Source organism: Nocardia sp. NBC_00508, assembly GCF_036346875.1.
Lineage (GTDB): Bacteria > Actinomycetota > Actinomycetes > Mycobacteriales > Mycobacteriaceae > Nocardia.
Genome location: NZ_CP107852.1, coordinates 3816265 through 3841560, shown reverse-complemented (window position 1 = coordinate 3841560; position 25296 = coordinate 3816265). Strand labels below are relative to the sequence as shown.

The window sequence follows — 25296 nt, the reverse complement described above, 5'->3', positions numbered from 1 at the left end:
CCGCAGGTCGACCACAGGCGGAATACGGGCCGACGTCGCCTGGAGCCGATGCGTCCGATCTGATCGGTGGGGTCAACGCGGCGAGCCGTGGCGACTACCGGCTCGGCTCCGGAAGCTCGCAGGCGCCGACCCTTGGATTCACACCGACGTAATTGAGCGGTCCGGCCAGTGCCGTTACGGCGATCGTGCCCCATCCGGCACAGTCGACTGGGGGCCCGCTGTCGAAATTGTGCCGCTGAGCGGCTGCGAGCAACCCGACGGCCAGCCAGATCAGCAGCAGGAACCCGAGAAGTCGGGAGCCTGTTCCGCGCCTGGCCTGCGTTCGACGTTCCTGGTCACGCATCTCATCGGTTCCTTCCGTGCTCCCCGAGAGGGGATACCCGGAATATCCGACAGCTATCGTTCCAAACTAATGGCCAGAAGCCATTTGCACATATCTAGCAAATATTCAGTTCACATTCACTCGCGGCACGTCTTCAACCGCGTTGCCCCGGCATGTCGTGACGACGCCGCGCCGAATAGCGGAATCGAGGCCGAGCCTCGACGGCTTCCACGACCGAGCGCTCGATGGCCGGGCGGGCATCCTCCCGTGCCAACATTCGTCACCCGGCTGAACTACGGGCTGGGTTGCGGCACATTGCAATCCTCGATCTTCGGGTTCACGCCCATGTAGTTGAGCGGACCGGCGATGACCGTGACGGCGATGGTGCCGAAACCAGCGCAATTCACTGGGCCACTGTCGAAATAGTTGCGTTGTGCCGCGGCGACCACGCCGATCAGCAACCAGACCAAGACGATGACACTTCCGATTCTCATGGTTCTCTCGCGCATCATTCCCACGCGGACTGTCCGACGGCGCATGTGGCGTCACGTCCTTCCCGCACTTCCGTATCCGGCGTATACCCCCGATCGCACCGAATATCCGTCCCGAGCCGAGATTCCGGCACCCGACACCCCGCAGGCCCGCTGGTACCGTCGGCATACATGGCATCGGTGTTGCAGTGGTCGATTCCCGGCTGGGTGATCCTCCTCGTGCTCGTGGCGGTCTACGAACTGACCGTGAACAAACGCCGCAGGGGCCGCCGCACCCCCCTCTCCGGCACATTCACCGACGAGTTCACCGCACTGTTCTACGCCACCAAGCGCATGGAACTCGACCACCGCGAATCGGTGTCCATGCTGCGTGACGAGCGAGACCAAGGCGCTCCGCCGCTGGTCGGCGTCGACCTCGACCGCCACACCGTCGTCCTGCGGAAGAACGACCACCGATAGCGAGTTACGTTGCCCGCCTGCGGTAACGGGTGCAGGGCGGAGTCCAGAGCGAAGGCAGAGGCAGCCGCAGAAAAAGACGCCGCCGGACGAAGTCCGTCTGCAGCCCGCGCCGGGCCGAGCGAAGGCAGAGGCAGCCGCCGATCGCGCGAACACGCCACCGATCGGCCAGAATGGTTCCATGGGAGGCCCGATGAGTGAGAAGTGGCGGCGTTTCGGCGAGCACATCGAGTCCGCGCCGGGGCGGCTGTCAAGCGAGGTCCGCGGGGTGCTGCGGGCCAATGCCGCGGGCACGGCAGTGTCGGCCGAAGCCGCCGCGCCGGAGCTCACCGCCTTCGCCGAACTGGTGGCGAACCGGTCCTACCGGGTCACCGAGCAGGACGTCACGGCGCTGAAGGCGGCCGGGCACAGCGACGACGAGATCTTCGAGGCCGCCGCGGCCGCCGCCTACGGCGCGGCCGATCGCCGCTACCGCGCGGCTCGGCAGGCATGGGAGGGACGCTGAAATGTGGCTGGAGGCAGTGAAATCCGGGCACGACCGGCCGACCAAGTTCGTGCTGTGGACGATGCGGCGATTCAGCGGGGTCGAGGTGCCCGCGGTGCTGAAGGTGCTGTTCTACCGGCATCGGTTCTTCGGTTCGCCGCTGTCGGATCTGATCCAGGACGCGATGCGCGGACCGTCGTACTGGACCGTCGCCGAACGCGAGATCTTCGCGACGCAGACCTCACAGGCCAACGAGTGCCCGTTCTGTGCGACCTCGCATGAGGCCATCGCCGGCGCGTACGTCGATGCCGCCGTAGTGACCCTCGCCTTGGCCGACGGCCCCGAGTCCCCGATACGCCCCGAAGCGCGCGCCATGCTCGCCTTCCTCAGGAAAATGGCCCGCGACCCGGACGGGCTGACGCCCGAGGACGCCGCGCTGGTTCGTCTGGCGGGGGTCTCGGCGGAGGCGTTCGAGGAGGCGGTCTGGGTGGGAACCTGCTTCAACGTGATCAACCGGATGATGAACACCGTCGGAGCGGGTCCCCTGGAAGAGAAGCAGCGCGGGCTGAGCGCTCGATTCATCAAGCTAGCCGGCTATCGCATGCCACCGCCGGTGACGTTGTTCTCCCGCGGCGTCTGACTACATTTCGTTCGATCCGCTGCCATGCCGGGTTGGTTTGTGTTCTCCTCGATGGGTGAGCCAAGTCCACTTGGGGCACATTTTCCACATCGCCGGTAGTCCTGCTATCGGCGATGTGAACGACGCGCTGGTCGCCGTGCCGGACGGAGCACTGGTAATCGACGACGGCGGTCGCATCGCGTACTGCGGAAGCAGAGCCGATATTCCGGCCGACTACCACGCCGAAAAAGTGTTCGACCACCGCCCTGGATTCCTTCTTCCAGGATTCGTCGACACCCACATTCATTTTCCACAGACCTTCGCGGGCGACGCGTACGGTGGCGGTCAACTGCTGGAATGGCTCGAGCTGTGCATGTACCCCGCGGAATCTCGTTACGCCGAACCGGAATTCGCACAATCGGCCGCCGTCGAATTCTGCGAGCGACGCATCGCGGCGGGCACCACGGCAGCGATGGTCTTCGGATCGGCCTTTCCGCACGCGCAGGACGCGCTGTTCGCCGAGACCCAGCGGCGCGGTCTACGAATGGTCGGCGGCCGCGGTATCCAAACGACCGGGGAACAACCGGCGGCACCGCTGATCACCACCGAGGACGACGCCATCCGGCTGACGAGCGAGGAAATCGACAAATGGCATGCCGCCGACACCGGCGATGTCGACACGGCACTTCTGCATGTGGCGGTCGTCCCGCGCTTCTCGCTGGCGGTCACTCGCGAGACGCTGAAAAACCTTGGTGAACTATACGATTCGGTGCGCAATCGCGGTGTGTACTTCCACAGCCATCTCAACGAGAACAACCGTGCGGGAACCGGGGAAGTGGACACCACCAAGCAGGCATACGACGTGGCCACCTACCTGGACACCTACGACGGGAAGTTCCTGCCCGGGTCGGCCGAGGGCGGCAAGAGCATGCTCGGCAGACGCAGCATCCTCGCCCACTGTGTGCACTGCCAGGACGTCGAACTGCGGCGGATGGCCGAGACCGGCACGTCGATCGCGCACTGCCCGGTTTCTCAGCAGTTCCTCGGCTCCGGCACGATGCCGTGGAAACGGACGATCGCCTCGGGCGTCACCGTGGCCGCGGGCACGGATTTCGGCGGCGGCGACGAATGGCTGATTCCGCAGGTACTGTCGGCCGCGTTCAAGGTGCACATCTCCGAACCGGGTGGGGACGCGGTGTCGATGCACCCGGCGGAAATGCTGTTCACCGGCACGCTGGCGGGCGCCCGGGCGCTGGACATGGAAAGTCGATTCGGCAATTTCGACCTCGGCAAGGAAGCCGATTTCGTCGTTGTCGAACCGGCTCGGGTTCCGGCGCTGGAAAGCGCTCTGGCCCACGGAATCCGGTCCGAAGAGCCCGCATTGGCACGGGAGCAGACATTGTTCGCGCTGCTGATGGGTCTCCGCGAGCCTGCGATCGCCGAGGTTTACGTGCGGGGTCGTCGCATCGATCTCCACTAGGAGCCGTCGATGAACGCCGCCGCGACCGCGGTTACTCTCTTCCACCGCCCCGCCGACGACGCGGATTTTCGAGCCTGGCTGGCGCGGATGACCGAAATCGCCGAAACTGCTGAAGGATTCGTGGGCGCCGCCGTCGCGGTGAGCGAAGACCCACAACTGGAGCCGGGTTTCAGCATTACATTTCGATCCGAACAACTGCTGCACCATTTCCTGGACTCCTCCGAGCGAGCGCGCTCGCTCAGTGAAGGCGAGTCCCTCGGGTTTCGCCGCAAGAGTTCGGATCTGATCATCGTCGAAGGAGGATTGCCGCCACCAGGAACCGGTATATTCCGGCACAGCGTCGCCCGCGGCAAAGAAACCGAATTCGCGGCGACCGAAGCGCGACTTGTCGCGGCGAGTTCCACGTTTCCGGGATTCGAGGGCGCCGCCCTCTTCCCCTCCGGCGAGGGCGGGCGCTGGTTCTCGGTGCTCCGGTTCCGAACGGGAAGCCAGCTGACGGACTGGATGCGCTCGGACGATCGCGCCGCCGCCTTGCCGGAGTTGCGCTCGAAACTGACCGAGGACTTCACCGTGGACGCGCACACCACACCGTTCGGGTCCACGATGCGGACGATCGACGGCCAGACCAAAATGACGCCGACGTGGAAGATCGCCATGTTGGTGCTGCTTGTGCTGTATCCGACCGTGATGACATTGTCCCGATTCCTCGGCCCGGTACTGGACCGGGCCGGAGCGGCGCCCTGGCTGGCGATGTGGCTGAGCCAGATCGTCAGCGTCGGGCTGATGAGCTATGTCCTGTCACCCGCGGTGGCGGCACGTTTCCGGCGCTGGCTCGATCCGATCGACGGTGCGGGCCTGCGCATCAGCGCCGCCGGAGCCGCGGTGATCGTCGTGCTCTACGCGCTGACGCTGCTGCTGTTCGCGTCGGTGACATGGCTGCAGTACTGGGATTACAACGAATGAGCCGAGCCGCTAGGACAGATCGAGATGCCGGTTCATCGACATCGCCGCGGCCGCCAGTTCGGGGAGCTCGATTACCGTGACGCCTGCCTGCTGGAGCTTTTCCACACCGACGCAATTCACGACGAACGTCGACGGCTCCCGCCATGCGATCACCACGACCGGGATACCGGCCCGCAGTATCCGGTCGGTGCACGGCAGGCGGGTCTTCGTCGCTCGCTCCGAGCACGGTTCCAGCGTGCTGTAGAGCGTGGCGCGCACCAACCGGGGGTCGGCCGCGTCGAGCTTGCCCAGCGCGGCCTCCTCGGCGTGCTCTTTCGGGTCGGACTCACGGGAGTAGCCGGTCGAGATCTCCGCGCCGTCGGCGACGATCACCGCGCCCACCGAGAACGCGCCCTCCACCACCGGACACAGGCGCGCGAGCTCGATGGCCCGGTTCATCCAGTAGTGATGGTCGAGTTCGGTCACCGCGTGCCTCCTTCGGCTGGTAGCGCACTGGTCCTGCGGAGCGAAAAAGCCCCTCACCTGTGCGAACAGATGAGGGGCGGAAGCGGTGGCGGAGGGATTTGAACCCTCGGAGGGGGGTTACCCCTCACACGCTTTCGAGGCGTGCTCCTTAGGCCGCTCGGACACGCCACCGCCGACAACCATACCGGACCGTCGCCAGAACGCTAAATCGCCTGGTGACCTGCGATGACGCCGCGCTCAGCGCTGGGCGCGGAAGAACTGGTCGAGCAGCGCCGCGCACTCCGCCTCGAGCACGCCCCCGCGCACCTGCGGACGGTGGTTGAGCCGACGGTCTCGGACCACGTCCCACAGCGAGCCGACGGCGCCGGTCTTCGGCTCCCACGCACCGAAGATCAACCGGCCGACCCGGGCGAGCACCAAGGCCCCCGCGCACATGGTGCACGGCTCCAGCGTGACGGCGAGGGTGGCGCCCTCCAGCCGCCACCCGGCGCCGTGGACCGCGGCCGCGCGGCGCAGCGCCAGGATCTCCGCATGCGCGGTCGGGTCACCGAGCGCTTCGCGTGCGTTCGCCGCGCGTGCCAGTTCCCTTCCGGTGGAATCGAATACGACCGCGCCGACCGGTACGTCACGCTCTCCGGCCGCGGCCGCGGCCGCGGCCGCGGCCGCGGCCGCGGCATCGAGGGCGACGCGCATCATGTCGGCGTCCGATGTAATCGGGTCGCCCCGGAGAACTCCCACGTCAGCGCGGCAGTTTGTCCAGCACCGCGGAGAGTTCGCCGCCGAAGCCGAGCCGCTGGGCGATCATGCCGAGTTGCTCGTCCGGGTAGAGGTCGGTCTCGGCGAGGATGACGCTCAGCACCGGTTCGGGCAGGCCGAGATCGGCCAGCACCCCGAGGTCGCCCTCCTCCCACGGCTCGATGTCATCGAGCTCGTCCGGGTCGATGTCGGGGATGTCCACGTTCAACGCCTCCAGGACGTCCGCGGCGATGTCGTAATCGATCGCGGCAGTCGCGTCCGACACCAGCATCCTCGTGCCGCTCGGCGCGGGCCGTAGCACGATGAAGAACTCGTCGTCGATGTCGAGTAGGCCGAATACCGCACCGGAGCTGCGCAAAGCCTTGAGTTCGTTTTCCGCGGCGGACAAATCGGTGAGCGCCTCCCGGCTCAGCGGGCTGCATCGCCACTTGCCTTCTTCGCGGACAACCGCCACTGCGAACCCTTCCACGTCGTCGTAATCTTCCGACGCCGCCCTGTTCGTGCCCGAGCGCTGTGCTGCCATGGCCGCAACGGTAGTCTGCTCGAGCTCAAATGTTGAAGTCGTATGCCAATCTGTTCCGGTGACTTCGGCGAAGCAAGCACCCATATGTGTCCTGGGGACGGGTCTGATCGGCGGGTCGCTGCTGCGCGCGGCCATCGCCGCAGGCTATGACGGCTGGGGGTACAACCGCTCCGCGGCGGGTGCGCACGCCGCGCGCACCGACGGATTCGACGTCACCGAAGACCTGAGCGCCGCACTGCAACGCGCCGCGGAAACCGCCGCGCTGATCGTGATCGCGGTACCGATGCCGGCGGTGGAGCACATGCTCTCCGCGATCGCCACCTTCGCGCCACACTGCACGCTCACCGACGTGGTGAGCGTGAAGGCGCCGGTCGCGGCGGCCGTGCGCGCGCACGGCCTCGCCGACCGGTTCGTCGGCGGTCATCCGATGGCGGGCACCGCCGAATCCGGGTGGGCCGCCACCGATCCCGGCCTGTTCCGCGATGCGGTGTGGGCGGTCGGCGTGGACGAGGGAACCCGCGCCGATCCGTGGCGCCGCGTGGTGCGGCTCGCCCTGGATTGCGGCTCGGTGGTCGTTCCGGTCGTGGCCGCGGAGCACGATCGCGCCGTGGCCCGCATCTCACATCTGCCGCATGTACTCGCCGAGGCGTTGGCTACGGCCGGCGCCGCGGGCGGCGAACTCGCGCTCGGCCTGGCGGCCGGATCGTTCCGCGATGGAACCCGGGTCGCGGGCACCGCACCGGATCTGGTTCGCGCGATCTGTGAACCGAATTCCGCCGCGCTGCTGGAAGTTCTGGACGACACGCTCAGGGTGCTCGGCGCGGCGCGCGACAGCCTGCGCGCGGAGCAATCCCTCGCGGAACTCGTCGAAGCGGGGCATGACGCGCGACAACGCTACGAATCGGCGCGGCGCTGGGAGATCACCGATGTCCGACCGGGTGACCACAATTGGCTGGAGGACTTGCGTTCGGCCGGAGAGCGCGGCGGCGTCCTCACCCGACTCGACTGAAGAGCATGGTCAGAACTCCTCTCCGGCCCAGGCGACCACCCCCGGCCGGTGGGCCCGCGTTCGGCAGGGAAGCGCGGCGGCGTCCTCACCGGGCTCGGTTGAACAGCTCGGTCAGATCCGCTCCGCCAGGCCCGGGTAGTCCAGCAGGAAGCCGTCGGCGTCGACCGTGACGGTCGCGCTGGAGACCGGGGACAGCACGCTGATGCCGTCGGCCGCGCTGCTGTAGATCAGTGTGGCCTCTTGGACAAGCAGGTCGGGCAAGCGGACGTAGACCACCGGGACCTGCACGTCCTCAACGGCGTGCTGCAGGTCGTAGCGGCGAATCGGCAGAGTGTTGAAGAACGGGCTGAGCACCACGTCCACGTCGAGTGCCCCGGCGAAGGTGGAGCGGACGTGGTTGCCACCCGCGTCGATGAGCCAGTAGCTCTCTTCGTCACGGGCGATCGAGGCGTGCCGCTCACCGGCGGCCGTCGTGGTGCGCAGCGAGAGCCGCTTGGTCGCGCCGTTCTCGTCGGTAACCAGGTCATACGAAGCGCTGAACGGGGGATGTTCCGCGCACGCGCCGCCGATCATGCGCCCGGCGGCGCGGATGCGATTGCCGTTGAGCGTCACCCGCACCGACTCCATCCGCGACGCGTCGTGGGCGCGCCAGGTGAGAATCGCCGGCCACCGGGATTCCTGGGGGCTCTCGGCGCGGCTCTCGGGGTCGGAGGCTTGGGTCGTCACGTATCTACCGTAAGCGACACCAAGCCCTCGCCCGCATAGCTCGCGCGTCATACGAGCGACTCCCGCCAAGCCGCATGCAGGTCGGCGAACCGGCCCGTTCCCGCGATCAGGGCGTTCGGGGCGCCGTCCTCGACGATCCGGCCCGATTCGAGCACCAGCACCCGATCCGCGATCGCCACCGTGGACAACCGGTGCGCGATGATCACCGCCGTGCGTCCGCGCAGCACGGTCTCCAGCGCCCGCTGCACCAGCCGCTCGCTCGGGATGTCCAAGCTCGAGGTGGCCTCGTCCAGCACGATCACGGCCGGATCGGCCAGGAACACCCGCGCGAACGCGACCAGCTGCCGCTGCCCCGCGGAGAGCCTGCCGCCGCGTTTGCGCACGTCGGTGCCGAAGCCCTCGGGCAGCGCCTGCACGAAGTCGTACAGACCGACCGCACGCGCCGCGGCGAACACCTCTGCGTCGGTGGCTGCTGGCCTGCCGAGCCGGATGTTGTCGGCGACCGAGCCGGAGAACAGATAGGACTCCTGCGTGACCATCACCACGTTGCGGCGCAGATCGACGTCCGACAGCTCGCGCAGGTCGATGCCGTCCAGGCTGACTCCGCCACCGGACGGGTCGTAGAACCGCGTCAGCAGCTTCGCCAGCGTCGATTTGCCCGCACCGGTCGCGCCGACCAGAGCGATCACCTGCCCGGCCGGGATCTCCAGGGTGAACTCGGGCAGCACGGGGCGCGGATCCGCGGCGGATCCGCCCCCGTAGCCGAACCACACCTTGTCCATCCGCACCGCGCCCGACGCCTTGCCCAACGTCACCGGCTTCGCGGGCTCCGGTACCGAGGGCTCCTCCTCGAGCACGCCCGAGATCTTCTCCAGCGCCGCAGCCGCGGACTGGTAGGCGTTGAACACCTGGGCGAGTTCGTCCAGTGGGCCGTAGAACTCGTTGAGGTACAGCAGGTAGGCCGCGAGCACGCCGACCGCGAGATCGCCCTCGATCACCCGCCACGCGCCGACCACGATGATGGTCACCGTGGTCAGGTTGCCGAGCAGTTTGGTCAGCCCCGCATAGTCGCCCATGCCGCGCATGGCCGCGGTGGTCGCCTGACGGAACTCGGCGTCCTCGATCGCGAGCACCGACTCGTTGCGCTGTTCACGGCGAAACACCTGTACCGCCCGCATGCCGCCCATCGACTCGACGAACTGCACCACCACCTTGGCGATCGCGCCACGGGTACGGCGGTAGCCCGCCCGCTGCCTGCGCTGCGCCCAGCGGGTGACCAGCACCAGGGGGACGAAACCGGCCAGCACGATCGCGGCGAGGGTCTGGTCCAGGTAGATCAGCAGCGCCGCGATGGTGAGCACCGAGAGGATCGCGCTCAGCGCCTGATTGAGCGCGCTCTCCAGCAGGTCCTGCAGGGTGTCGATATCGCCGGTGAGCCGGGCGACCACCTTGCCCGAGGTGTACTTCTCGTGGAAGGCGACGCTGAGGCGCTGCATATGTGTGAACGAACGGACCCGCAGGTCGAACAGCACGCTCTGGCTGAGCCTGCCGGACACTCGCAAGAAGGAGAACGTGGTCGCCACGCCGACCAGGACCGAGCCGAGGTAACCGGCCACGGTCCAGGCGAGCGGCGCCCAGTTCCCCTCGACGCCTCGCACGATGCCGGTGTCCAATCCGTGCGCGACGAACAGCGGCGCCGACACCATCGCGATGTTGTCCACCACGATGAGCACCAGCGCGAGCGCGGCCAGCTTGCGGTAGGGCCGGACCAAGTCGAGCAGCAGCCGCCGGGATCGACCGGCCAGCACCAGGTTTCCGGTCTCGGTGACCTCCTTGTCCTCGTTCGCGATGCCGCGCCAGTCGGACGCATCGTCCTTGCTGACCGAACTTTCCGGCGCTGCATCGTCTTTCGAGACGGTCGTCTCGGTACTCACCCCTACTCACCGCCCATCAGTTCTCGGTACCTCTTGCTGGTACGCAGCAGCTGGTCGTGGGTTCCCTCGGCGACGATCCGGCCGTCGACGAGCACCGCCACCCGATCCGCCAGCGCCGCCGTGGACGGGCGGTGCGCGACGAGCAGCGTCGTGGCGTCGGCCAGCACGGTGCGCAGCCGCGCCTGGACCCGCTCCTCGGTCTCCACATCGAGCGCGGACAGCGGGTCGTCGAGCACCATGATCCGGCTGCGCTTTCCGGCGGCTGCGCCGGAAAGCACCGCACGGGCCAGCGCGAGTCGCTGACGCTGACCGCCGGACAGGCTCAGGCCCTGTTCGCCGATCCTGGTGTCCAAGCCCCAGGGCAGGTTGTCCACGAATTCCGTGGCCTGGGCGACATCCAGGGCGCGGCGCACGTCGGCATCGGAGGCGGATGGGTCGCCGAGCGCGACGTTCTCCCGCACGCTCGCGGAGAACAGCACCGGATCCTCGAACGCCACCGACACCAGCGAACGCAGGTCGGCGACGCGCATCGTCGCGACGTCGATTCCGTCGATGGTGATCGCGCCACCGGTCACGTCGTACAGGCGCGGGATCAGGTTGAGCAGTGCCGTCTTCCCGCTGCCCGTCGCGCCGACCAGCGCCACCGTCTCACCAGGACGCAGCTTCAGCGACACATCATGCAGCACCGCGTTTTCCGCGTCGGGAAAGGCGAAACGCACACCTGTCAAACGCAGTTCGCCGACGATGTGCTCCGGCAGGTCCACCGGATCGGCCGGGTCGGTGATGTCGATCGGGGTGTCGATGATCTCCCAGTACCGGTCGGCCGCGGTGCGCGCGTCGTTCAGCTCGGCCAGCAGGAAGCCGGTCCAAATGATCGGCCACTGCAGGAAAGTCGCCAGCGTGATGGCCGCGACCAGGGTGCCGAGCGTCATCGCGCCGTGCGCCACCGCGTAGCCGCCGTAGCCGAGCGCGAACGCGATGGCCAGCCGCGGGAGGCTCACCATGCCCGACCACAGCGTCGCGTCCAAACGCACTTTCAGCAGTTCGGTCTGCCGCAGCTGGCGCGCTTGGGCGGTGAACCGGCGGCCGAAGAACGCACCGCGTCCGAACGCCTTGAGCACCCGCACGCCCTGCGCGGACTCCTCAGCCGTGGTGGCCAGGTCGCCGGCCTGGTCCTGCGAACGCCGCGAGGCCACCGAGTACCGGCGCTCGAAGCGAATGCAGATGACCACCAACGGGATCGACACGATCGCGAAGATCAGGCCGATCTGCCAGCTCAGCGCGACCAGCGCGATGAGCCCGACCGGGATGATCACGGTGTGGATGAGCAGGAACGGCCCCGCGAAGGACACGAACCGTCGCATGGTGGACAGGTCGTCCACCGCACGCGACAGCAGCTGACCCGACTCCCACGCGTCGTGCCTGCCGATCGACAGCGCTTGCAACTTGCGGAAGATCTTGGCGCGCAAAGTTATTTCGAAGCGCGTGGCGGGCGCGGCGACCAGCCATCGGCGACCCCACACGCCGCCCGCCTCCACCAGCCCGAGCACCGCGACGACGGCCACCGGGCCGATGGCTCCGGCGAGATCGCGATGCGCGACCGGGCCGTCGATGATTCGCGCGATCATCAGTGGAATCACGATGGCCGTCAGGCTCGCGAGCAGCGCGAGACCGCTCGCGGCGAGCAGCATCCCGAGATGCGGACGCAGGTACGGCCAGAACCGGCGCAGCGAATGCCCTCGGCCCGCGGCGGCGGGCCGCTCCGGTCTATCGGCCTCCGGTTCGGCCGACGAAATGTCCAGTGCGACAGACAAAGCTCCCCCTCGCGGTACGTGACTGGCGGCGCGGAATGGGTCCCTCGGTGATGTTCGCATCGAGGTCCGACATTCCAGGGTCGCACCGGATCGGGCGTCGACCAACCGATTTTCCGGCCGTTCCCCTGCCTGCGACCGCGCATCCGCGCTGGACGCGGTTGCGGGGGGATCGTGACTCATCCGCCAAGCCAACAACCTCGAGTTACCTCGAGGTCAAGGCATCGGGACCTGGACTCGGTTGCGTGCTGATCGTCGCCGGATACCTGCGCGTCACCGATCGCGACAGCTACCTCGACAGCTGCCGCGAGGTGGTGCGGCTGGCCCGCGCCACCGAAGGATGCTTGGACTTCGATCTCGGCGCGGACCTGATCGAGCCCGATCGGGTCAACGTCTACGAGCGCTGGGCGACCCGCGCCGCGATAGAGCGTTTCCGCGGCACGGGTACCTCGAGCGAGCTCGCTGCCCAGATCATGGGCGCCGACTTCCGGGAATTCGAGTACCACACCGAGATCCGGATCTAGGCGGCTGCCTCGCCTTCGCTCGGCCCGGCGCATAAGCGGCTGCCTCGAGCCTTCGCACGGCCCGGCGCAGGCTATCGACGGACCCCGTCCGACTGCGCCTTCAATGCGACCTATACGACGACTACGGACTCCCATTCCTGCGCCGCGTCCGGGAACGCCTGCTGCTGGTGGCCGCCACGCAGCGTGCCCTCGAGATAGGCCGCCCGGCAGGCGCGGCGGGCGATCTTGCCGCTGGAGGTGCGCGGGATCGAGCCCGCGGGCACCAGCAGCACGTCGCGCACCGTGACGCCGTGGCGCCGCGCGATCGCGGCGCGCACGGTGTCGGCGACCGGCTCGGGCTCCAGCTTGCCCGCACCGATATTGCGTTCCGCGACGATCACCAACTGCTCGGAGGTGTCCTCGGCGTCGAACCTCAGTCCGGAGTGACTGCCCTGCTCGAATACCAGCGCGGGCAATTCGTTGGCCGGAACCGAGAACGCGGCGACGAAGCCGGGACGCAGCGCCTGGCTCGATTCCTGGGCGGAGAACTCCAGATCCTGCGGGTAGTGGTTGCGCCCGTCCACGACGACCAGATCCTTGACCCGGCCGGTGATGTACAGCTCGCCGTCGAGGTAGGCGCCGAAGTCCCCGGTGCGCATCCAGTTGGCCTCCCGCGGCGTGCCCTCCGCGTGGCTGCCATCCGGCAGCCGCGCGGCCAGCTTGGCGCGGAACACGGCCTCGGTCTCGTCTGGACGGCCCCAATATCCGATGCCCATGTTCTCGCCGTGCAACCAGATCTCGCCGACCTCACCGTCACGTCGCTCGGTGCCGTGCTCCGGATCGACGATCGCCGCCCACTGCGACAGCGCGACGTAACCGCAGGACACCTGCGCGATGGCGTTGTCGGCATCCGGCGCGACCTCGACCATCCGACCGGCGTTCAGCTCGGCACGGTCGACGTAGACGACCTTCGCCTTACCCTCGGCCTTGGTCGCCGACACGAACAGCGTCGCCTCGGCCATGCCGTAGCACGGCTTGATCGCCGTCTCCGGCAGTCCATAGGGCGCGAACGCCTCGTTGAACTTCTTCATCGACGACACCGAGACCGGCTCACTGCCGTTGATCAACCCGATCACATTGGACAGATCCAATTCCTCGCCCGGTTTCGGCTTGCCGCGCACCGCCGCGTGCTCGAACGCGAAATTGGGTGCGGCGGCGAAGGTTCCGGCACCGTCGGAGGCCGCGGCCAGCTCCTTGATCCAGCGGTAAGGGCGGCGCACGAACGCGCTCGGCGACATGATCGTGATGAACCCGCCGCCGACGGTCGGCAGGATCACCGACAGCAGGCCCATGTCGTGGAACAGCGGCAACCAGGTGACCCCGCGCGAATGCTCGGTGACGCCGATGGCGTCGATCATCTGCAAGAGGTTCGTGCCCACCGCACGGTGGGTGATCTCCACGCCCGCGGGCGTCCGGGTCGACCCGGAGGTGTACTGCAGGTAGGCGACGCTGTCGATGTTGATGTCCGGCCGCATCCAGGATGCGCCGACGCTGTCCGGGATCGCTTCCACCGCGATGATGCGCGGACGCTCCGGTGCGGGTAGATGACGAAAGAACTTCCGCACGCCGCTCGCCGCGGAACCCACGGTGAGGATCGTGGCGGGCGCGCAATCACCGAGAACCGCGTACAGCCGGTCGGTGTGGCCCTGTTCTTCCGGATCGAACAGCGGGACCGCGATGTTGCCCGCGTACACCGCGGCGAACAGAGAAACGACGTAGTCGAGCCCTTGCGGAGCGAGAATCGCCACCCGGTCGCCCGGCTGCGTCACCTGCTGCAACCGGGCCGCCACCGCGCGGAGGCGCACACCGAACTGACGCCAGGTGAGTTCGTGGTATTCACCGTCGCGTTCGCGGGAATAGTCGATGTAGCGGTAGGCGAGGTCGTCGCCGTTCTCCGCGCAGTGCTTGTCGACGAAGTCGATCAGGGTCCTGTCCCCCCTGATTTTGATATTGCCCTGATCGTCCAAAAAGTCGTCGAAGGTTTCGTCGATCATCGCCTTATCCTTTTCCAACGCACAGGCACTCAGGCCGTGCAATGACACCGAACACAGGTCGATAACGAAGCGTCGGGAAGGCTAGCAGGTGTCCCGGCCACCTGCGGTCAGTATCGACCGAAGGCGAGCGCGACGTTGTGCCCGCCGAAGCCGAAGGAGTTGTTCACGGCGTAATCGATACGGCCGGGCCGGGATTGGCCGCGGACGACATCCAGATCGATCTCAGGGTCCTGCCTGTCCAGGTTCAGCGTGGGCGGCACGATCCCGTCCCGCATGCTCAGCACGGTGAGCACCGCTTCCAGCGCGCCGACCGCACCTATGGAGTGGCCGAGAGCCGATTTCGGCGCGTAGACCGACGGATGGTTGCCGATGGCCTTGTTGATCGCGCGCGCCTCGGCCGCGTCGCCCACCGGCGTGCCCGTCGCGTGTGCGTTGACATGGGCGATGTCGTTCTTGGTCAGACCCGCCGTCTCCAGCGACCGCGTCATCGCCCGCGCCGCGCCGGAGCCCTCGGGGTCGGGCGCGACGAGGTGGAAGCCGTCGGAGGTGATCCCGGCGCCGAGCAGCCGTGCGTGGATGGTCGCGCCGCGCGCCTTGGCGTGCTCCTCGGTCTCGAGCACCATCATCGCGCCCGCCTCGCCGAAGACGAAGCCGTCGCGGTCGGCGTCGAACGGACGCGAGGCGCGCTTGGGCGCGTCGTTCCTGGTGCTCATGGCGCGCATCATCGTGAACGCCGCGATCGCGAGGGCCTGGATCGAGCCCTCCACTCCGCCGGAGACCACCATGTCGGCGTCACCCATGACGATCATCTTCCAGGCGTTCGCGATCGCCTCCGACCCCGACGAGCAGGCCGACACCGTCGTCGCCACACCGGCGCGCGCGCCGAGTTCCAGCGCGACACACGCGGCGGACCCGTTCGGCATCGAAGCCTGCACCGAGTACGGCGAAACCTTGCGGTAGCCGCCGTTGTTCAGTTTGTCCCGCGCGTCGACGATCGCCTCGGCGCCGCCGAGCCCGGTGCCGATGGACACGCCGAGACGGTTCTTGTCCACCTCCGGGCTCCCCGCGTTGACCCAGACCTCCCGCGCGAGCACGGTGGCCATCTGCTCCACGTAGGCCAGGCCGTGGGTCTCGCCCTGGGGGAGGCACATCCAGGGCGCGACCTTGAGATGACCGCCGATGCGGACCGGCAGCTCGAACTTGTCGACGAAGTCGTCCTCCAAGAGGTCGATGCCGCTCTCGCCATTGAGCAGACCCTTCCACGTGGAGTCCACGTCACCGGCGATGGACGTGGTCGCCGCGAGGCTTGTGACCACGACAGGGGGAAACTTCCCGTTCTTGGTGGAAGAAATCGGCATGTTCGCTCACTTTCCCTAGCGTCGCTCTGGAAACGGCATCGAGCAAAAGCACTGCGCGAGCGCGCCACCAGGATCGTGGGCGGCCCGCGCGGACGGCACTGGAACGCAGGCGGAACGACCGATCATCACGACATCGCGTGACCGGTCCTGTGATTATTGAAAAAAGACGCATCAATAGCACTGCGTGACACGCGGACCGTACCAGGTGCCCAGGACGTTGGTCGCGTTGTCCGGCGATCGCCTCGGACGACTCGAGTAACCTGCTCCCGGGCACGGGACGCGCGGGCAGCGTCCGGTGTGGACGCGAGAAAGGGAAGGTCGTTGACGGGCGCGCGGATGGTCGGGCTGTTCGCCGGAATCGGCGGACTCGAGCTCGGTCTCGGCAAGCACGGCTGGCACACCGAACTGTTGTGCGAGATCGAGCCCGGCGCCCAGGGTGTGCTCGCGGCCCGCTTCCCGGACGTGCCACTGCATTCCGACATCACCCGGCTGCGCGCCATTCCGGCGGGAACGGAACTGGTCGCGGCAGGATTCCCGTGCCAGGACCTGTCCCAGGCCGGACGCACCGCAGGCATCACCGGCACCCGCTCGGGCCTGGTCGACGAAGTGTTCCGGCTGGTGCGCCGCAAACGTGGGCCGCGCTGGCTGCTCATCGAGAACGTGCCGTTCATGTTGCAACTCGGCCGAGGCGCGGCGATGCGGCACATCACCGGCGCGCTCGACGAGCTCGGCTACACCTGGGCCTACCGGGTGGTGGACGCGCGCGCGTTCGGCTTGCCGCAGCGACGGCAGCGGGTGCTGATGCTGGCCTCACGCACCGAGGACCCGCGCGGGGTGCTGTTCGGCGAGGACGCCGGGCCGCGCACGGTCGGCGATCCGGCGCTCGATCCATGCGGCTTCTACTGGACCGAGGGGGTGCGCGGGCTGGGCTGGGCGGTGAACGCGGTGCCGACCCTGAAGGGCGGATCGGCGCTCGGCATCGCGAGCCCGCCCGCGGTGCGGCTGCCGTCCGGCGAGATCGTCACTCCGGGCATCGCCGACGCCGAACGCCTGCAGGGTTTCGCCCCGGGCTGGACCGTGCCGGCGACCGAGGTGCCCGGTGTGCGGAATGGCCATCGCTGGAAGCTGGTCGGCAACGCCGTGAGCGTGCGCATGGCGGCCTGGGTCGGGTCGCGGCTGGCCGCGCCGCTCGACCCGATTACCGGCGATCAGCGGCTTGCGCCGGGCACCCCGTGGCCGGTGGCCGCGTGGGGACGCGCGGGCGCGGCTCATCGGGTGCCGGTGTCCACTTGGCCGGTACACGAGCCCTACGAGGACTTGACCCACTTCCTCACCGACGCGCAACTGCTCTCCGCGCGCGCCACGGCCGGGTTCCTGCGCCGAACGAGCATGGGCAGGCTGCGTTTCCCGACCGGCTTCCTCGCCGACGTGGAGAGCCATCTCGACCGGATGGGCGGCTGGGCGGCGTGACGCGACGACCCGGCACGGACCCGGCCACCAGCGCGCGGATGGCGCGCCAGCGGCGCACCGGAACCGATCCGGAACTCGCGCTGCGCCGGGAGCTGCACCGGCGCGGGCTGCGCTTTTTCGTCGATCGAGCGCCGATCCGCGGGCAGCGCCGCCGCGCCGACCTGGTATTTCCGCGCCGCCGGGTCGCCGTCTACGTGGACGGCTGTTTCTGGCACCGCTGCCCGCAGCACGCCACCGACCCGAAGAACAACGCCGAATGGTGGGCCGCCAAGCTGGCCGGAAACGTCACCAGGGACCGCGCCACCGACGCGGCGCTGATCGCGGCGGGCTGGCATGTGGTTCGCGTCTGGGAGCACGAGGACCCGGTCAGCGCGGCCGACCGCGTCCAGGCGGCGCTGGCGCCTGGTTCAGCGGCGCCGGACCCGCACCAGTGAGCGCGGGGCGTGTGCGGCCAGGTAGCCGGACACCACCATCACCGTCATGACCGCGATTCCGGCGGCGGCGGTCGCGAAGCCGAGCATGAGGACCTCCTCGAATTGCACCTGCGGTTCAGCGTGCCCCGCGAAGCTGACAAAAGCCTGTGCGCCGGGTGGCAAAGACGTGTGCGCCGGTGCCGTAGCTGTACGGCTGTACCCAGCACAATGGTCTCGTGACGGGTGGCCGAGAGATGACCGACCGACGTGTGCGACCGGCGTCGGTGCTGATCGCGTCGGCGATCGCGCTCGCGGGACTTTGCTATTCGTCCTGGGTGCTCCAGTTCGTGCTGAAGATCGACCTGGACCCGGTCGACTCCTTCCTCAGCGAACTGGATGCAGAGGACAAGCCGTACCGACTGGTGTTCGCAACCGCCGACATGATCTCCGGGGCACTGCTGATGCCCGCGGCGATCGGGGGGCTGCTGCTGTTCCCACGCCGCAGGCTGACCACGATCGGCTGGGTCGCACTGTTCTGCTTCGCCGCATCGACCATCGCCGACGTCCTGCTGCCGCTGCGCGATTGTGTGCCCGGCGAGAGCGGATGCGGCGGCCCCAGCGAACTGTTCCCGCAGCTGCATCAACCGCATGCACTGACCAGCACGCTGGCGGTCACCTCGATCGCCGTCGCGGCGTTCGCATTCAGCCTGGCCGCGTTCCGCTATCGGCGCTGGCGGATCCTGCGCGAGTTCGGTCTGGTCGCGCTGGTGATCGGGTCGGCCGCGACGGTGTGGCTGCTGGTCGCCGACAACCTGCCCGGGCACTACGCCCTTGGAATCGCCCAGCGCCTCCAGGTCAGCGCGATGTCGTTGTGGTTGGTCGCGCTGGCCGCCGCGGTTGTGCTGGAGGGTCGGGAGTGGACCGAGCCGAGCTGAGGCCGAACGAGCGCGGATGATCGCCTCGACGACGGGCCGCCGATGTTGCGGACGGCACCGCGGCCGAAGCGGATGTCGGCGCCGACGCTGGGCTGGCCTGCCCCGGCTCACCTCATGCCACCGGCGCGCCTGCGGCGGCCTCGGTGTCGTCGGACCGCGGGCCCTCCGATACCCGCATCAGTCCGGCGCCACGGCCGCTGCCAGGTCGAGAAGCCGGGCATCAGCGCTTGGTGGTCTGCCGGCTGACTGCTCCTGGCCTCGTGCGATGCTGTCGCGCATGAGTGATCGCGTGAACATCTCCTCGGGTTCGGAGTTCGAAGACATCGTCGGCTACTCGCGGGCGGTCCGGCTCGGCAATGTCATCGCGGTCAGCGGCACAACCGCCTCGGCCCCCGGTGGCACAGCCGTCGGCGGTGACGACATCGGCGAGCAGACCAGGGAGACCCTGCGCCGCATCGGTTCCGCGTTGGCGGAGGCGGGCGCGAGCCTGACCGACGTGGTCCGCACCCGCATTTTCGTCACCGACATCGCGCGTTGGCCCGAGGTCGCCAAGGCGCACGCCGAAGTGTTCGGCGATATCCGGCCCGCCACGGCGATGTACGAGATCAAGGCCTTGATCACTCCGGCGCTGCTGGTCGAGATCGAAGCCGACGCGATCGTCGCGGAGTAGGACGTCTGGCTCCCGGGCGATCGGTCCAGTTGCGCTTCGTCGCGGCTCGGCCACTCGCTGACGCTCATTGGGGCGCCTAACGCACTGCGCAGACGCCGGACGCCGAGCGCCAATTCCGGTGATCGCTGGTCCGGCCCGCTCGACCCGTCCCATCTTCGCGGCGGGCCGGGTTTCCTGTCGCTAGGGTCGGAACCGTGACCACCGCCGCTTCGCAGACCCCCGTGCAGCTCGACACCGTCGCCGAGGCGACCGCGCGCCTGCTCGACACTATCCGCGACCTCGACGAGCACGCGGTCACCCAACCATCCTCGCTGCCCGGCTGGACCCGCGGCCACGTCCTCGCCCACCTGGCCCGTAACGCCGACAGCCTGGTGAACCTGCTGCTGTGGGCACACACCCGCGTCGAAATCCCGCAGTACGCCAGCGCTTTCCTACGCGACAGCGACATCGAGGCGGGCGCACCTCGTCCGCTCTCCGAACAACTGGCCGACAACGAGGCGGCCGCGACCCGCTGGCTCGGCCTGGCCCGCTCGCTGACCGACACCGCCTGGCGAACCCAGGTCCGCACCCGCCAAGGCCGCCCGATCCCCGCCACCGAGGTCCCTTGGATGCGCCTGCAAGAGGTGGAAATCCACCACGTCGACCTGAACGCGGGCTACCAACCCTCCGACTGGCCCGCCCCCTTCGTCGCCCGCATCCTCCCCCAAGCCACCGCCGACCTGACCCGCCTCACCGCCGACTCCCCACTCGAACCCTTCACAATCCGCGCTACCGACACCGACTTCACCGCGACCATCGGCGCAACCCCGACCCACACCATCAGCGGCCCTGCCGCTTCCCTGGCGGCCTGGCTCCTCGGCCGCGGCGATGGCACCGACCTGGCCGGGACACTACCGACACTCCCCGCCTGGAAGTAGGCCCGAGCCGACGCGGCAACCGCTGTCGACCCAGATCTACGGCGCCGGAGGCGCTTTCGATGAGCGAGGCTGTAGCCGCGCTATCGAGTCGGATCAGGGTAGTGAAACGGTGGCCCGAATTACCGCCCAGAGCCACCATTTGGCTGTCCTCGTGGTGAGGGCGGGACAGGGGCGGCGCGATTCCGATGGTGGCTCGCGCCGGGTGGCGCTGCAGGGGTGGCAGATACACGGAGCACCGGGCGTGGTCGATCGTCGTCAGCGCCACCCGGAAGCCAAGGGGTAGCAACTCTGTCGCATCCAGTACCGAATATGTCGTTTCCGACGGTAGGTTCGACCGTCCTGGCCATCTAGCGTGATCTACAGCAACGGCAAGCTCTTTCGGGAGATCGACGCGCGTGACTCGTACACGTGCCTGCGCTCACCGATCACCCGCGCCGAATTCCTATTCCCTCGTCTGGAGTCACGTCTATGACCACAGCGCAGTCCCCCGTGCCCCGCAGCACCGCTCCCCGAAGCTGCCCCGTCCAGGGATCACCGATCAATACCGAGACCCCGCAAGTTTGTCTGCGTAGCCGGAAGTTCGCCGCTGATCCACACAGCGGCTACCGCCAGATGCGCCGGCAGCACGGTTCGCTGGTGCCCATGGAGTTGGCACCGAATGTGCCCGCGACCTTGGTGATCGGGTACCGCACCGCGTTGCGGATCCTCAACGACCCCGACCATTTCCCGGCCGATCCGCGGACCTGGCAGCAGAGCATTCCCGAGGACTCCCCCATCAAGCCGATGATGGAGTGGCATCCGAACGCGTTGCGCAACACCGGAGCAGCGCATGCTCGCTATCGGCAGACGTATACCGCCAGCATCGACGGAATCGACTTGCACGCGCTGCATTCGACGGTCGAGAAGATCGCGATCCCGCTGATCAACAGCTTCTGCGCGGCCGGTTCGGCCGATTTGGTGTCCCAGTACGCATTTCCGCTCGTCTTCGAGGCCATCAACCAGATGGTCGGCTGCTCGGCGGAATTGGGGCAGCGGGTCGCGACCGGCATGGCCGCGCTCTTCGATACCGTCGAGGCGGCCCGTGGCATGCAGATGCTCAGCGAAGCACTGATGGAGTTGATCCAGCTGCGCCGCGCAGAGCCCGCGGACGACGTCACCTCACGGCTTGCACATCATCCGGCCGATCTCGATGACACGGAGATGCTTTCCCAGCTGATCAGCTTCTACGGCGCGGGTATCGAGCCGCAGCAGAATCTGATCTCCAACACCCTGTTGCTGATGCTGACCGACCACCGGTTCGGAGGCAACATGCTCGGCGGGAGCCTGTCGACGCGTGACGCGCTCGACGAGGTGCTGTTCAACGACCCGCCATTGGCCAACTTCTGCACGACGTACCCACGGCAGCCGATCCTGATCGACAACACCTGGTTGCCTGCGCACCAGCCGGTGCTGATCAGCCTGGCCGGATGCAACAACGACCCCGAGATCCGCGGTGGGGACCACACCGGTAATCGTTCCCATCTGGCGTGGAGCACCGGGCCACACGCCTGCCCGGCCAAATCCGTCGCATACCTGATCGTGCAGGAGGCCATCGACCAACTCCTCGACGCCCTCCCGGAAATGCGCCTGGCTGTGCCGCCTGACCAGCTGGTATGGCGACCGGGCCCGTTCCATCGCGCTCTGACGGAATTGCCGGTCGCCTTCCCCGCGTCCCCCACGTTGACCATCACGCGATGAGCCGTCGCAGGGAACATGGACCAACCTGACGCCGACATCCGAGGCGTAGTCGCATGATGTCGTCAGAGAAGCGAGAAGGCCCCTCCGCTCATATCGGAGAGGCCTTCTACCTGCGTGCGCCCGAAGGGATTCGAACCCCTAACCTTCTGTTCGGTAGAACTTATGTTCGAAGACATCCCACGGGTTCCCGGAATGCCCCCTCTAGCAGCAGTTATGCCAGTCCGATAGTTCCCGTAGATTCCCTCCGGTTCCCGCCGACACCCGGCAATACCGCGAACAAAGTGCGAACACCACGCCTATGCGCCGTTTGGTGCGGACGGGACCACAGGTCTCGACCGATCAGCGCCTTCAAGAGTCAGGTGATGCAAATCACATAAGCTAGGTTTGGGACGAATGCCCCCATCCTCGGGCGTCAATACCCCTTTTTAAAGTAGGTATTCCGGCGCCAATACCCACATCGATACCTACATTTCCGGCGCCAATACCCACATCGATACCTACATTTCCCGCGTCATACCCACATCGATACCCGCATTTCCCGCGCCATACCCCTTTCAGGTGCGCCAATATCCACTTTTTCCGCCATCAATACCTACTTCTCCGAAAATATTCCGCCAAATTTTGGGATTCATGCCCCATTTTCGTAGCGAATACCTCCGTTTCCGGAACCGATGCGTCACATTCCTGGGGGATGTTGGTGATGGCAACACGGCCGAATACGTGGTCCAATAGCTCTGACCCACTTGGCAATTCAGATGATTCCAAACGGGTGCTGCCTCCGTCTGAGGACACGCGGAGGCAGCGACTTCATGAGTATTACGACCCACGGACAGGACCGTCATGCCCGCTTCACACTCGTCCGCACAGCGCCGCCCCTATCCAGAAAGCCCCGATTCTGAGCCGGTTGTGCACCCCTTGCTTGCCATGGGGGTCAGTGTTGCGTTGGCAGTTGTAGTAGGTCTGCTGACGGATTGGAACCAAGCGGGATGCACTCTGGGTGCTTGCCTGGGATTCTTCAAGGGCGCAAACCGCAAAGTACCGCCCACTTCGTGATAGACGACAGTTACCCGCCGCGCTTCGGTACGAAAGCTTCTCTGACACCAGTCAGGGGCTTTTCCCGACTTCGGTCGTACGTTGCGCAATATGGCTGTGCGGTACGGAGGTTGGTTCGGGCCAGTCGTGAAGCCGCGAGTCCTGTTGGCCTGGTTCGTGTCTGCCCGGCAGGACGACCGGTCCTGGTGCCACTGCGGGGCGTCATCGGCTTCGAAGATGTCCAGAATCTTGCAGCGGGATTCTGGCCGCCGGGTAGTTCAGTGCAGAAAGTGCCTCTGAACTGGGTATAGTTTCTTGCTACTTCTCGGCCGATCTGGGCCGTTCCGGGCGTGCGACGGCCTGAGCACCCGTGACGGTTGGAGCTCTGCTGCGACGCAGGCGCTACGTCCGAGCCTGACGGGCTTCGGCGATGTAGTCGTCTACCTGCTTCTTCAATACCTCTATGTAGCTCTTGGCAGCACGACTCGCTTCCGGGGCGCTGTACGAATCGAGATCGACGTACGTTCTGAAGGCGTTCTTGTATCCATCGAACGCCTTGCCTGCCGCCTTGAACGCAGCCTGATACTTGAGCGGATCGGTGATCGACTGAGCAATCGTCTGCACTGCGTACTGACATTCGACGGCTTTGTCGAGGATGGAGGCCGGAGCAGTCATCTGAAGACGTGTCAGAGCGACCCCGACTTTCTGGACCTCCGCCATAGCCGTCTGAGCAAGTTCCAGCTTGTCGTCCAGCCGGGTCTCGGCTCCCGCCACGGTGTCTCGGATGATGTTGAACGCACCTTTGCTGTCGATCATCTTCGACATGGCTTCCGCAACCGTGTCGGAGAATTTGAGGCACTCCTCCCGCGTCTGTTGCTTGTTCTTCTCGTCCCTCTCCTGGGCCTTGACCTTGTCTTCTTGAGCTCCCTTGCGCTCATCGCTCTTGCGAGCACTCCAAGCGGCGATGGAAGCCGCCCCAAGGCCGGAGATAATCGCGCCAGTAGGCATACCCCACCAGAACCCCGGCTGGGTGAAGAAGTCTGAGATCGCGCTCATGCGAGAAGATTAGCTGCCGGTCCGCCTGTTTGGTTCCGAGTGCATCATCCGGGGTTGGCCCTGATGTGCGGTGGTCTGCACCTATGGCGGGCTGGCTGCGCCTGCCCCTTATCGGCCTGCCTTTCGCGCGTAGAGGCTCCGGGGTCAAGGGTGGCGATAGCCATCACGTAGTGACGCCGTAGGCGCTCTTGACGCTGGAGGGGCGCGTGAACACAATGCAGGCCACCACACAGCAGGGCCACGCGACCGAAGGGCGCGGGTGAATTCGCCACGGCCTCTGCGGCTTTGAAGCTATCGCCCGGACAGGCCCCATTCCTTCTCAAGCTGGTCGACGGTCGCCAAGAGTTCTCGGATCTCGGGTGGCCGTGCGTGGTCTCGGTCTGGATTGATCGGGATTCCTATGACGCGATTACCGTATCCGGGCTCGATCTTGCTGATCAGCTCGGCGCTGAGGTGCGGGCGAAGGGACTCGTACCAGGACAGGCCATTGGCCTCTTGGCCGCTCACCAGCTCCGCGATTCCGTTACGCCATTTGTCGACTAGGTCACGTTGATGTTGACGGTCGTCCTTGCGCTTCTGAATCGCCCAGTTCGTCCAAGGTGCGCCGATTGATCCGATCACGCCACCGACCAAGGCGAATACGCCAGCAACGAGCGCGACGACGATGGTTTCTGCCACGCGGGCATGGTATTCCGAGCCGCCAAGGAAGGGGGCCGAAGCCCCCCTCCGGGTCAGTACGGGTACCGGGTCATCGTCTCGATGTTGCGGCGGATCTGGGCGTCGCATTGGTGGCAGCGCCACCGGATTTCCTGCTGTTCGCCGTGGGTGGGGTACTCGTAGAGGAACGGGACCGCGGCGGGGTTGTCGCATCCGCGAAGCTGGCAGGTGGTGGGCTCGGTGACGTTCATCTTCGGTTCCTCTCCGGTTGGGGTGGTCTGGCTGAGGGCGTCTCGATCACGGCTCCGGCGGGTGTCAAGAGTCGGCGGATGCCGATCACGTAGTGACGCCGTAGGCGCTCTTGATGCCCGTTGGTGGCGTGATAGCCCTCGGATCAGTCAGACCGCCACGGCCGGAGAGGAACTGGCGATCCGGCGGGGCCCCGCTCGGCTGAC

26 protein-coding genes and 1 tRNA gene are annotated in these 25296 nt (G+C 67.0%); 13 read left to right on the top strand and 14 right to left on the bottom strand.

Annotated features, from left to right (window positions below; translation table 11 throughout):
• Nucleotides 1-94: 94 nt before the first annotated feature.
• Nucleotides 95-343 (bottom strand): hypothetical protein, encoded by a 249-nt coding sequence (locus OHA40_RS16995; protein WP_330233995.1) that lies wholly within the window; start codon nucleotides 341-343, stop codon nucleotides 95-97.
• 272 nt (nucleotides 344-615) lie between these two features.
• Entirely contained in the window at nucleotides 616-816 is a 201-nt protein-coding gene (locus tag OHA40_RS16990; RefSeq protein ID WP_330233994.1) for a hypothetical protein, read from the bottom strand.
• A 168-nt stretch (nucleotides 817-984) separates the two neighbouring features.
• Here OHA40_RS16990 and OHA40_RS16985 point away from each other — a divergent pair, with 168 nt between their 5' ends.
• From OHA40_RS16985 to OHA40_RS16965, 5 genes are all read left to right on the top strand, one after another.
• A complete protein-coding gene (locus OHA40_RS16985) occupies nucleotides 985-1272 on the top strand; it encodes a DUF6191 domain-containing protein (RefSeq protein ID WP_330233993.1) in 288 nt (95 codons plus the stop codon).
• 190 nt (nucleotides 1273-1462) lie between these two features.
• Complete coding sequence (locus OHA40_RS16980; RefSeq protein WP_330233992.1) at nucleotides 1463-1774, top strand: hypothetical protein; 312 nt, start codon at nucleotides 1463-1465, stop codon at nucleotides 1772-1774.
• Nucleotide 1775: 1 nt separating this feature from the next.
• Nucleotides 1776-2393: a carboxymuconolactone decarboxylase family protein gene (locus OHA40_RS16975; protein ID WP_330233991.1), complete on the top strand. Its 618-nt coding sequence runs from the start codon at nucleotides 1776-1778 to the stop codon at nucleotides 2391-2393.
• Nucleotides 2394-2448: 55 nt separating this feature from the next.
• Complete coding sequence (locus tag OHA40_RS16970) at nucleotides 2449-3852, top strand: amidohydrolase family protein (RefSeq protein WP_330233990.1); 1404 nt, start codon at nucleotides 2449-2451, stop codon at nucleotides 3850-3852.
• A gap of 9 nt (nucleotides 3853-3861) precedes the next feature.
• Nucleotides 3862-4815, top strand: a complete 954-nt coding sequence (locus OHA40_RS16965) for an antibiotic biosynthesis monooxygenase (RefSeq protein WP_330233989.1) — start codon at nucleotides 3862-3864, stop codon at nucleotides 4813-4815.
• A gap of 9 nt (nucleotides 4816-4824) precedes the next feature.
• Here OHA40_RS16965 and OHA40_RS16960 read toward each other — a convergent pair whose 3' ends face one another.
• The 4 genes from OHA40_RS16960 to OHA40_RS16945 all read right to left on the bottom strand — a co-directional run bounded on the left by OHA40_RS16960 (nucleotide 4825) and on the right by OHA40_RS16945 (nucleotide 6559).
• Complete coding sequence (locus OHA40_RS16960) at nucleotides 4825-5280, bottom strand: deaminase (protein WP_330233988.1); 456 nt, start codon at nucleotides 5278-5280, stop codon at nucleotides 4825-4827.
• An 83-nt stretch (nucleotides 5281-5363) separates the two neighbouring features.
• Nucleotides 5364-5451 (bottom strand) — tRNA-Ser (locus tag OHA40_RS16955).
• A 66-nt stretch (nucleotides 5452-5517) separates the two neighbouring features.
• Nucleotides 5518-5976 carry a nucleoside deaminase gene (locus OHA40_RS16950; RefSeq protein WP_330233987.1) on the bottom strand — a complete coding sequence of 153 codons (459 nt, stop codon included), beginning with the start codon at nucleotides 5974-5976 and terminating at the stop codon, nucleotides 5518-5520.
• A gap of 43 nt (nucleotides 5977-6019) precedes the next feature.
• Nucleotides 6020-6559 carry a tRNA adenosine deaminase-associated protein gene (locus OHA40_RS16945; RefSeq protein WP_330233986.1) on the bottom strand — a complete coding sequence of 180 codons (540 nt, stop codon included), beginning with the start codon at nucleotides 6557-6559 and terminating at the stop codon, nucleotides 6020-6022.
• Here OHA40_RS16945 and OHA40_RS16940 point away from each other — a divergent pair.
• Nucleotides 6558-7568 (top strand): prephenate dehydrogenase, encoded by a 1011-nt coding sequence (locus OHA40_RS16940; protein WP_330233985.1) that lies wholly within the window; start codon nucleotides 6558-6560, stop codon nucleotides 7566-7568. The genes OHA40_RS16945 and OHA40_RS16940 overlap by 2 nt on opposite strands.
• Before the next feature lie 111 nt (nucleotides 7569-7679).
• Here the strand turns inward: OHA40_RS16940 and OHA40_RS16935 are convergent, their stop codons facing one another.
• The 3 genes from OHA40_RS16935 to OHA40_RS16925 form a co-directional block, all read right to left on the bottom strand.
• Nucleotides 7680-8195 (bottom strand): putative glycolipid-binding domain-containing protein, encoded by a 516-nt coding sequence (locus OHA40_RS16935; protein ID WP_330234223.1) that lies wholly within the window; start codon nucleotides 8193-8195, stop codon nucleotides 7680-7682.
• A 146-nt stretch (nucleotides 8196-8341) separates the two neighbouring features.
• Nucleotides 8342-10228, bottom strand: coding sequence for an ABC transporter ATP-binding protein (locus tag OHA40_RS16930; RefSeq protein WP_330233984.1), 1887 nt, complete (start codon nucleotides 10226-10228; stop codon nucleotides 8342-8344).
• A 2-nt stretch (nucleotides 10229-10230) separates the two neighbouring features.
• On the bottom strand, nucleotides 10231-11919 hold the full coding sequence (locus tag OHA40_RS16925; protein WP_442944056.1) for an ABC transporter ATP-binding protein: 1689 nt from the start codon (nucleotides 11917-11919) through the stop codon (nucleotides 10231-10233).
• A 365-nt stretch (nucleotides 11920-12284) separates the two neighbouring features.
• On the opposite strand from OHA40_RS16925, the gene OHA40_RS16920 reads away from it, so the two are divergent.
• Nucleotides 12285-12563: a putative quinol monooxygenase gene (locus OHA40_RS16920; RefSeq protein ID WP_330233982.1), complete on the top strand. Its 279-nt coding sequence runs from the start codon at nucleotides 12285-12287 to the stop codon at nucleotides 12561-12563.
• 110 nt (nucleotides 12564-12673) lie between these two features.
• Here OHA40_RS16920 and fadD32 read toward each other — a convergent pair whose 3' ends face one another.
• The gene (gene fadD32 / locus OHA40_RS16915) at nucleotides 12674-14596 is read right to left on the bottom strand and encodes a long-chain-fatty-acid--AMP ligase FadD32 (RefSeq protein WP_442944021.1); all 1923 of its coding nucleotides are present in this window, start codon (nucleotides 14594-14596) and stop codon (nucleotides 12674-12676) included.
• A 107-nt stretch (nucleotides 14597-14703) separates the two neighbouring features.
• Complete coding sequence (locus tag OHA40_RS16910) at nucleotides 14704-15954, bottom strand: KasA/KasB family beta-ketoacyl-ACP synthase (protein ID WP_330233981.1); 1251 nt, start codon at nucleotides 15952-15954, stop codon at nucleotides 14704-14706.
• A 336-nt stretch (nucleotides 15955-16290) separates the two neighbouring features.
• Here OHA40_RS16910 and OHA40_RS16905 point away from each other — a divergent pair, with 336 nt between their 5' ends.
• The 6 genes from OHA40_RS16905 to OHA40_RS16880 all read left to right on the top strand — a co-directional run bounded on the left by OHA40_RS16905 (nucleotide 16291) and on the right by OHA40_RS16880 (nucleotide 22096).
• Nucleotides 16291-17424 (top strand): DNA cytosine methyltransferase, encoded by a 1134-nt coding sequence (locus tag OHA40_RS16905; protein WP_330234221.1) that lies wholly within the window; start codon nucleotides 16291-16293, stop codon nucleotides 17422-17424.
• A gap of 38 nt (nucleotides 17425-17462) precedes the next feature.
• Entirely contained in the window at nucleotides 17463-17858 is a 396-nt protein-coding gene (locus tag OHA40_RS16900; protein ID WP_330234220.1) for a very short patch repair endonuclease, read from the top strand.
• A gap of 233 nt (nucleotides 17859-18091) precedes the next feature.
• On the top strand, nucleotides 18092-18772 hold the full coding sequence (locus tag OHA40_RS16895; protein WP_330233980.1) for a DUF998 domain-containing protein: 681 nt from the start codon (nucleotides 18092-18094) through the stop codon (nucleotides 18770-18772).
• 277 nt (nucleotides 18773-19049) lie between these two features.
• Nucleotides 19050-19442 (top strand): RidA family protein, encoded by a 393-nt coding sequence (locus OHA40_RS16890; protein ID WP_330233979.1) that lies wholly within the window; start codon nucleotides 19050-19052, stop codon nucleotides 19440-19442.
• A gap of 194 nt (nucleotides 19443-19636) precedes the next feature.
• The gene (locus OHA40_RS16885; protein WP_330233978.1) at nucleotides 19637-20359 is read left to right on the top strand and encodes a maleylpyruvate isomerase family mycothiol-dependent enzyme; all 723 of its coding nucleotides are present in this window, start codon (nucleotides 19637-19639) and stop codon (nucleotides 20357-20359) included.
• Nucleotides 20360-20827: 468 nt separating this feature from the next.
• Nucleotides 20828-22096 (top strand): cytochrome P450, encoded by a 1269-nt coding sequence (locus OHA40_RS16880; RefSeq protein ID WP_330233977.1) that lies wholly within the window; start codon nucleotides 20828-20830, stop codon nucleotides 22094-22096.
• Between the two features lie 1434 nt (nucleotides 22097-23530).
• Here the strand turns inward: OHA40_RS16880 and OHA40_RS16875 are convergent.
• From OHA40_RS16875 to OHA40_RS16865, 3 genes are all read right to left on the bottom strand, one after another.
• A complete protein-coding gene (locus tag OHA40_RS16875; RefSeq protein ID WP_330233976.1) occupies nucleotides 23531-24184 on the bottom strand; it encodes a hypothetical protein in 654 nt (217 codons plus the stop codon).
• Nucleotides 24185-24475: 291 nt separating this feature from the next.
• The gene (locus tag OHA40_RS16870) at nucleotides 24476-24862 is read right to left on the bottom strand and encodes a hypothetical protein (protein WP_330233975.1); all 387 of its coding nucleotides are present in this window, start codon (nucleotides 24860-24862) and stop codon (nucleotides 24476-24478) included.
• A 53-nt stretch (nucleotides 24863-24915) separates the two neighbouring features.
• The gene (locus OHA40_RS16865; RefSeq protein WP_330233974.1) at nucleotides 24916-25092 is read right to left on the bottom strand and encodes a hypothetical protein; all 177 of its coding nucleotides are present in this window, start codon (nucleotides 25090-25092) and stop codon (nucleotides 24916-24918) included.
• Between the last annotated feature and the right edge of the window lie 204 nt (nucleotides 25093-25296).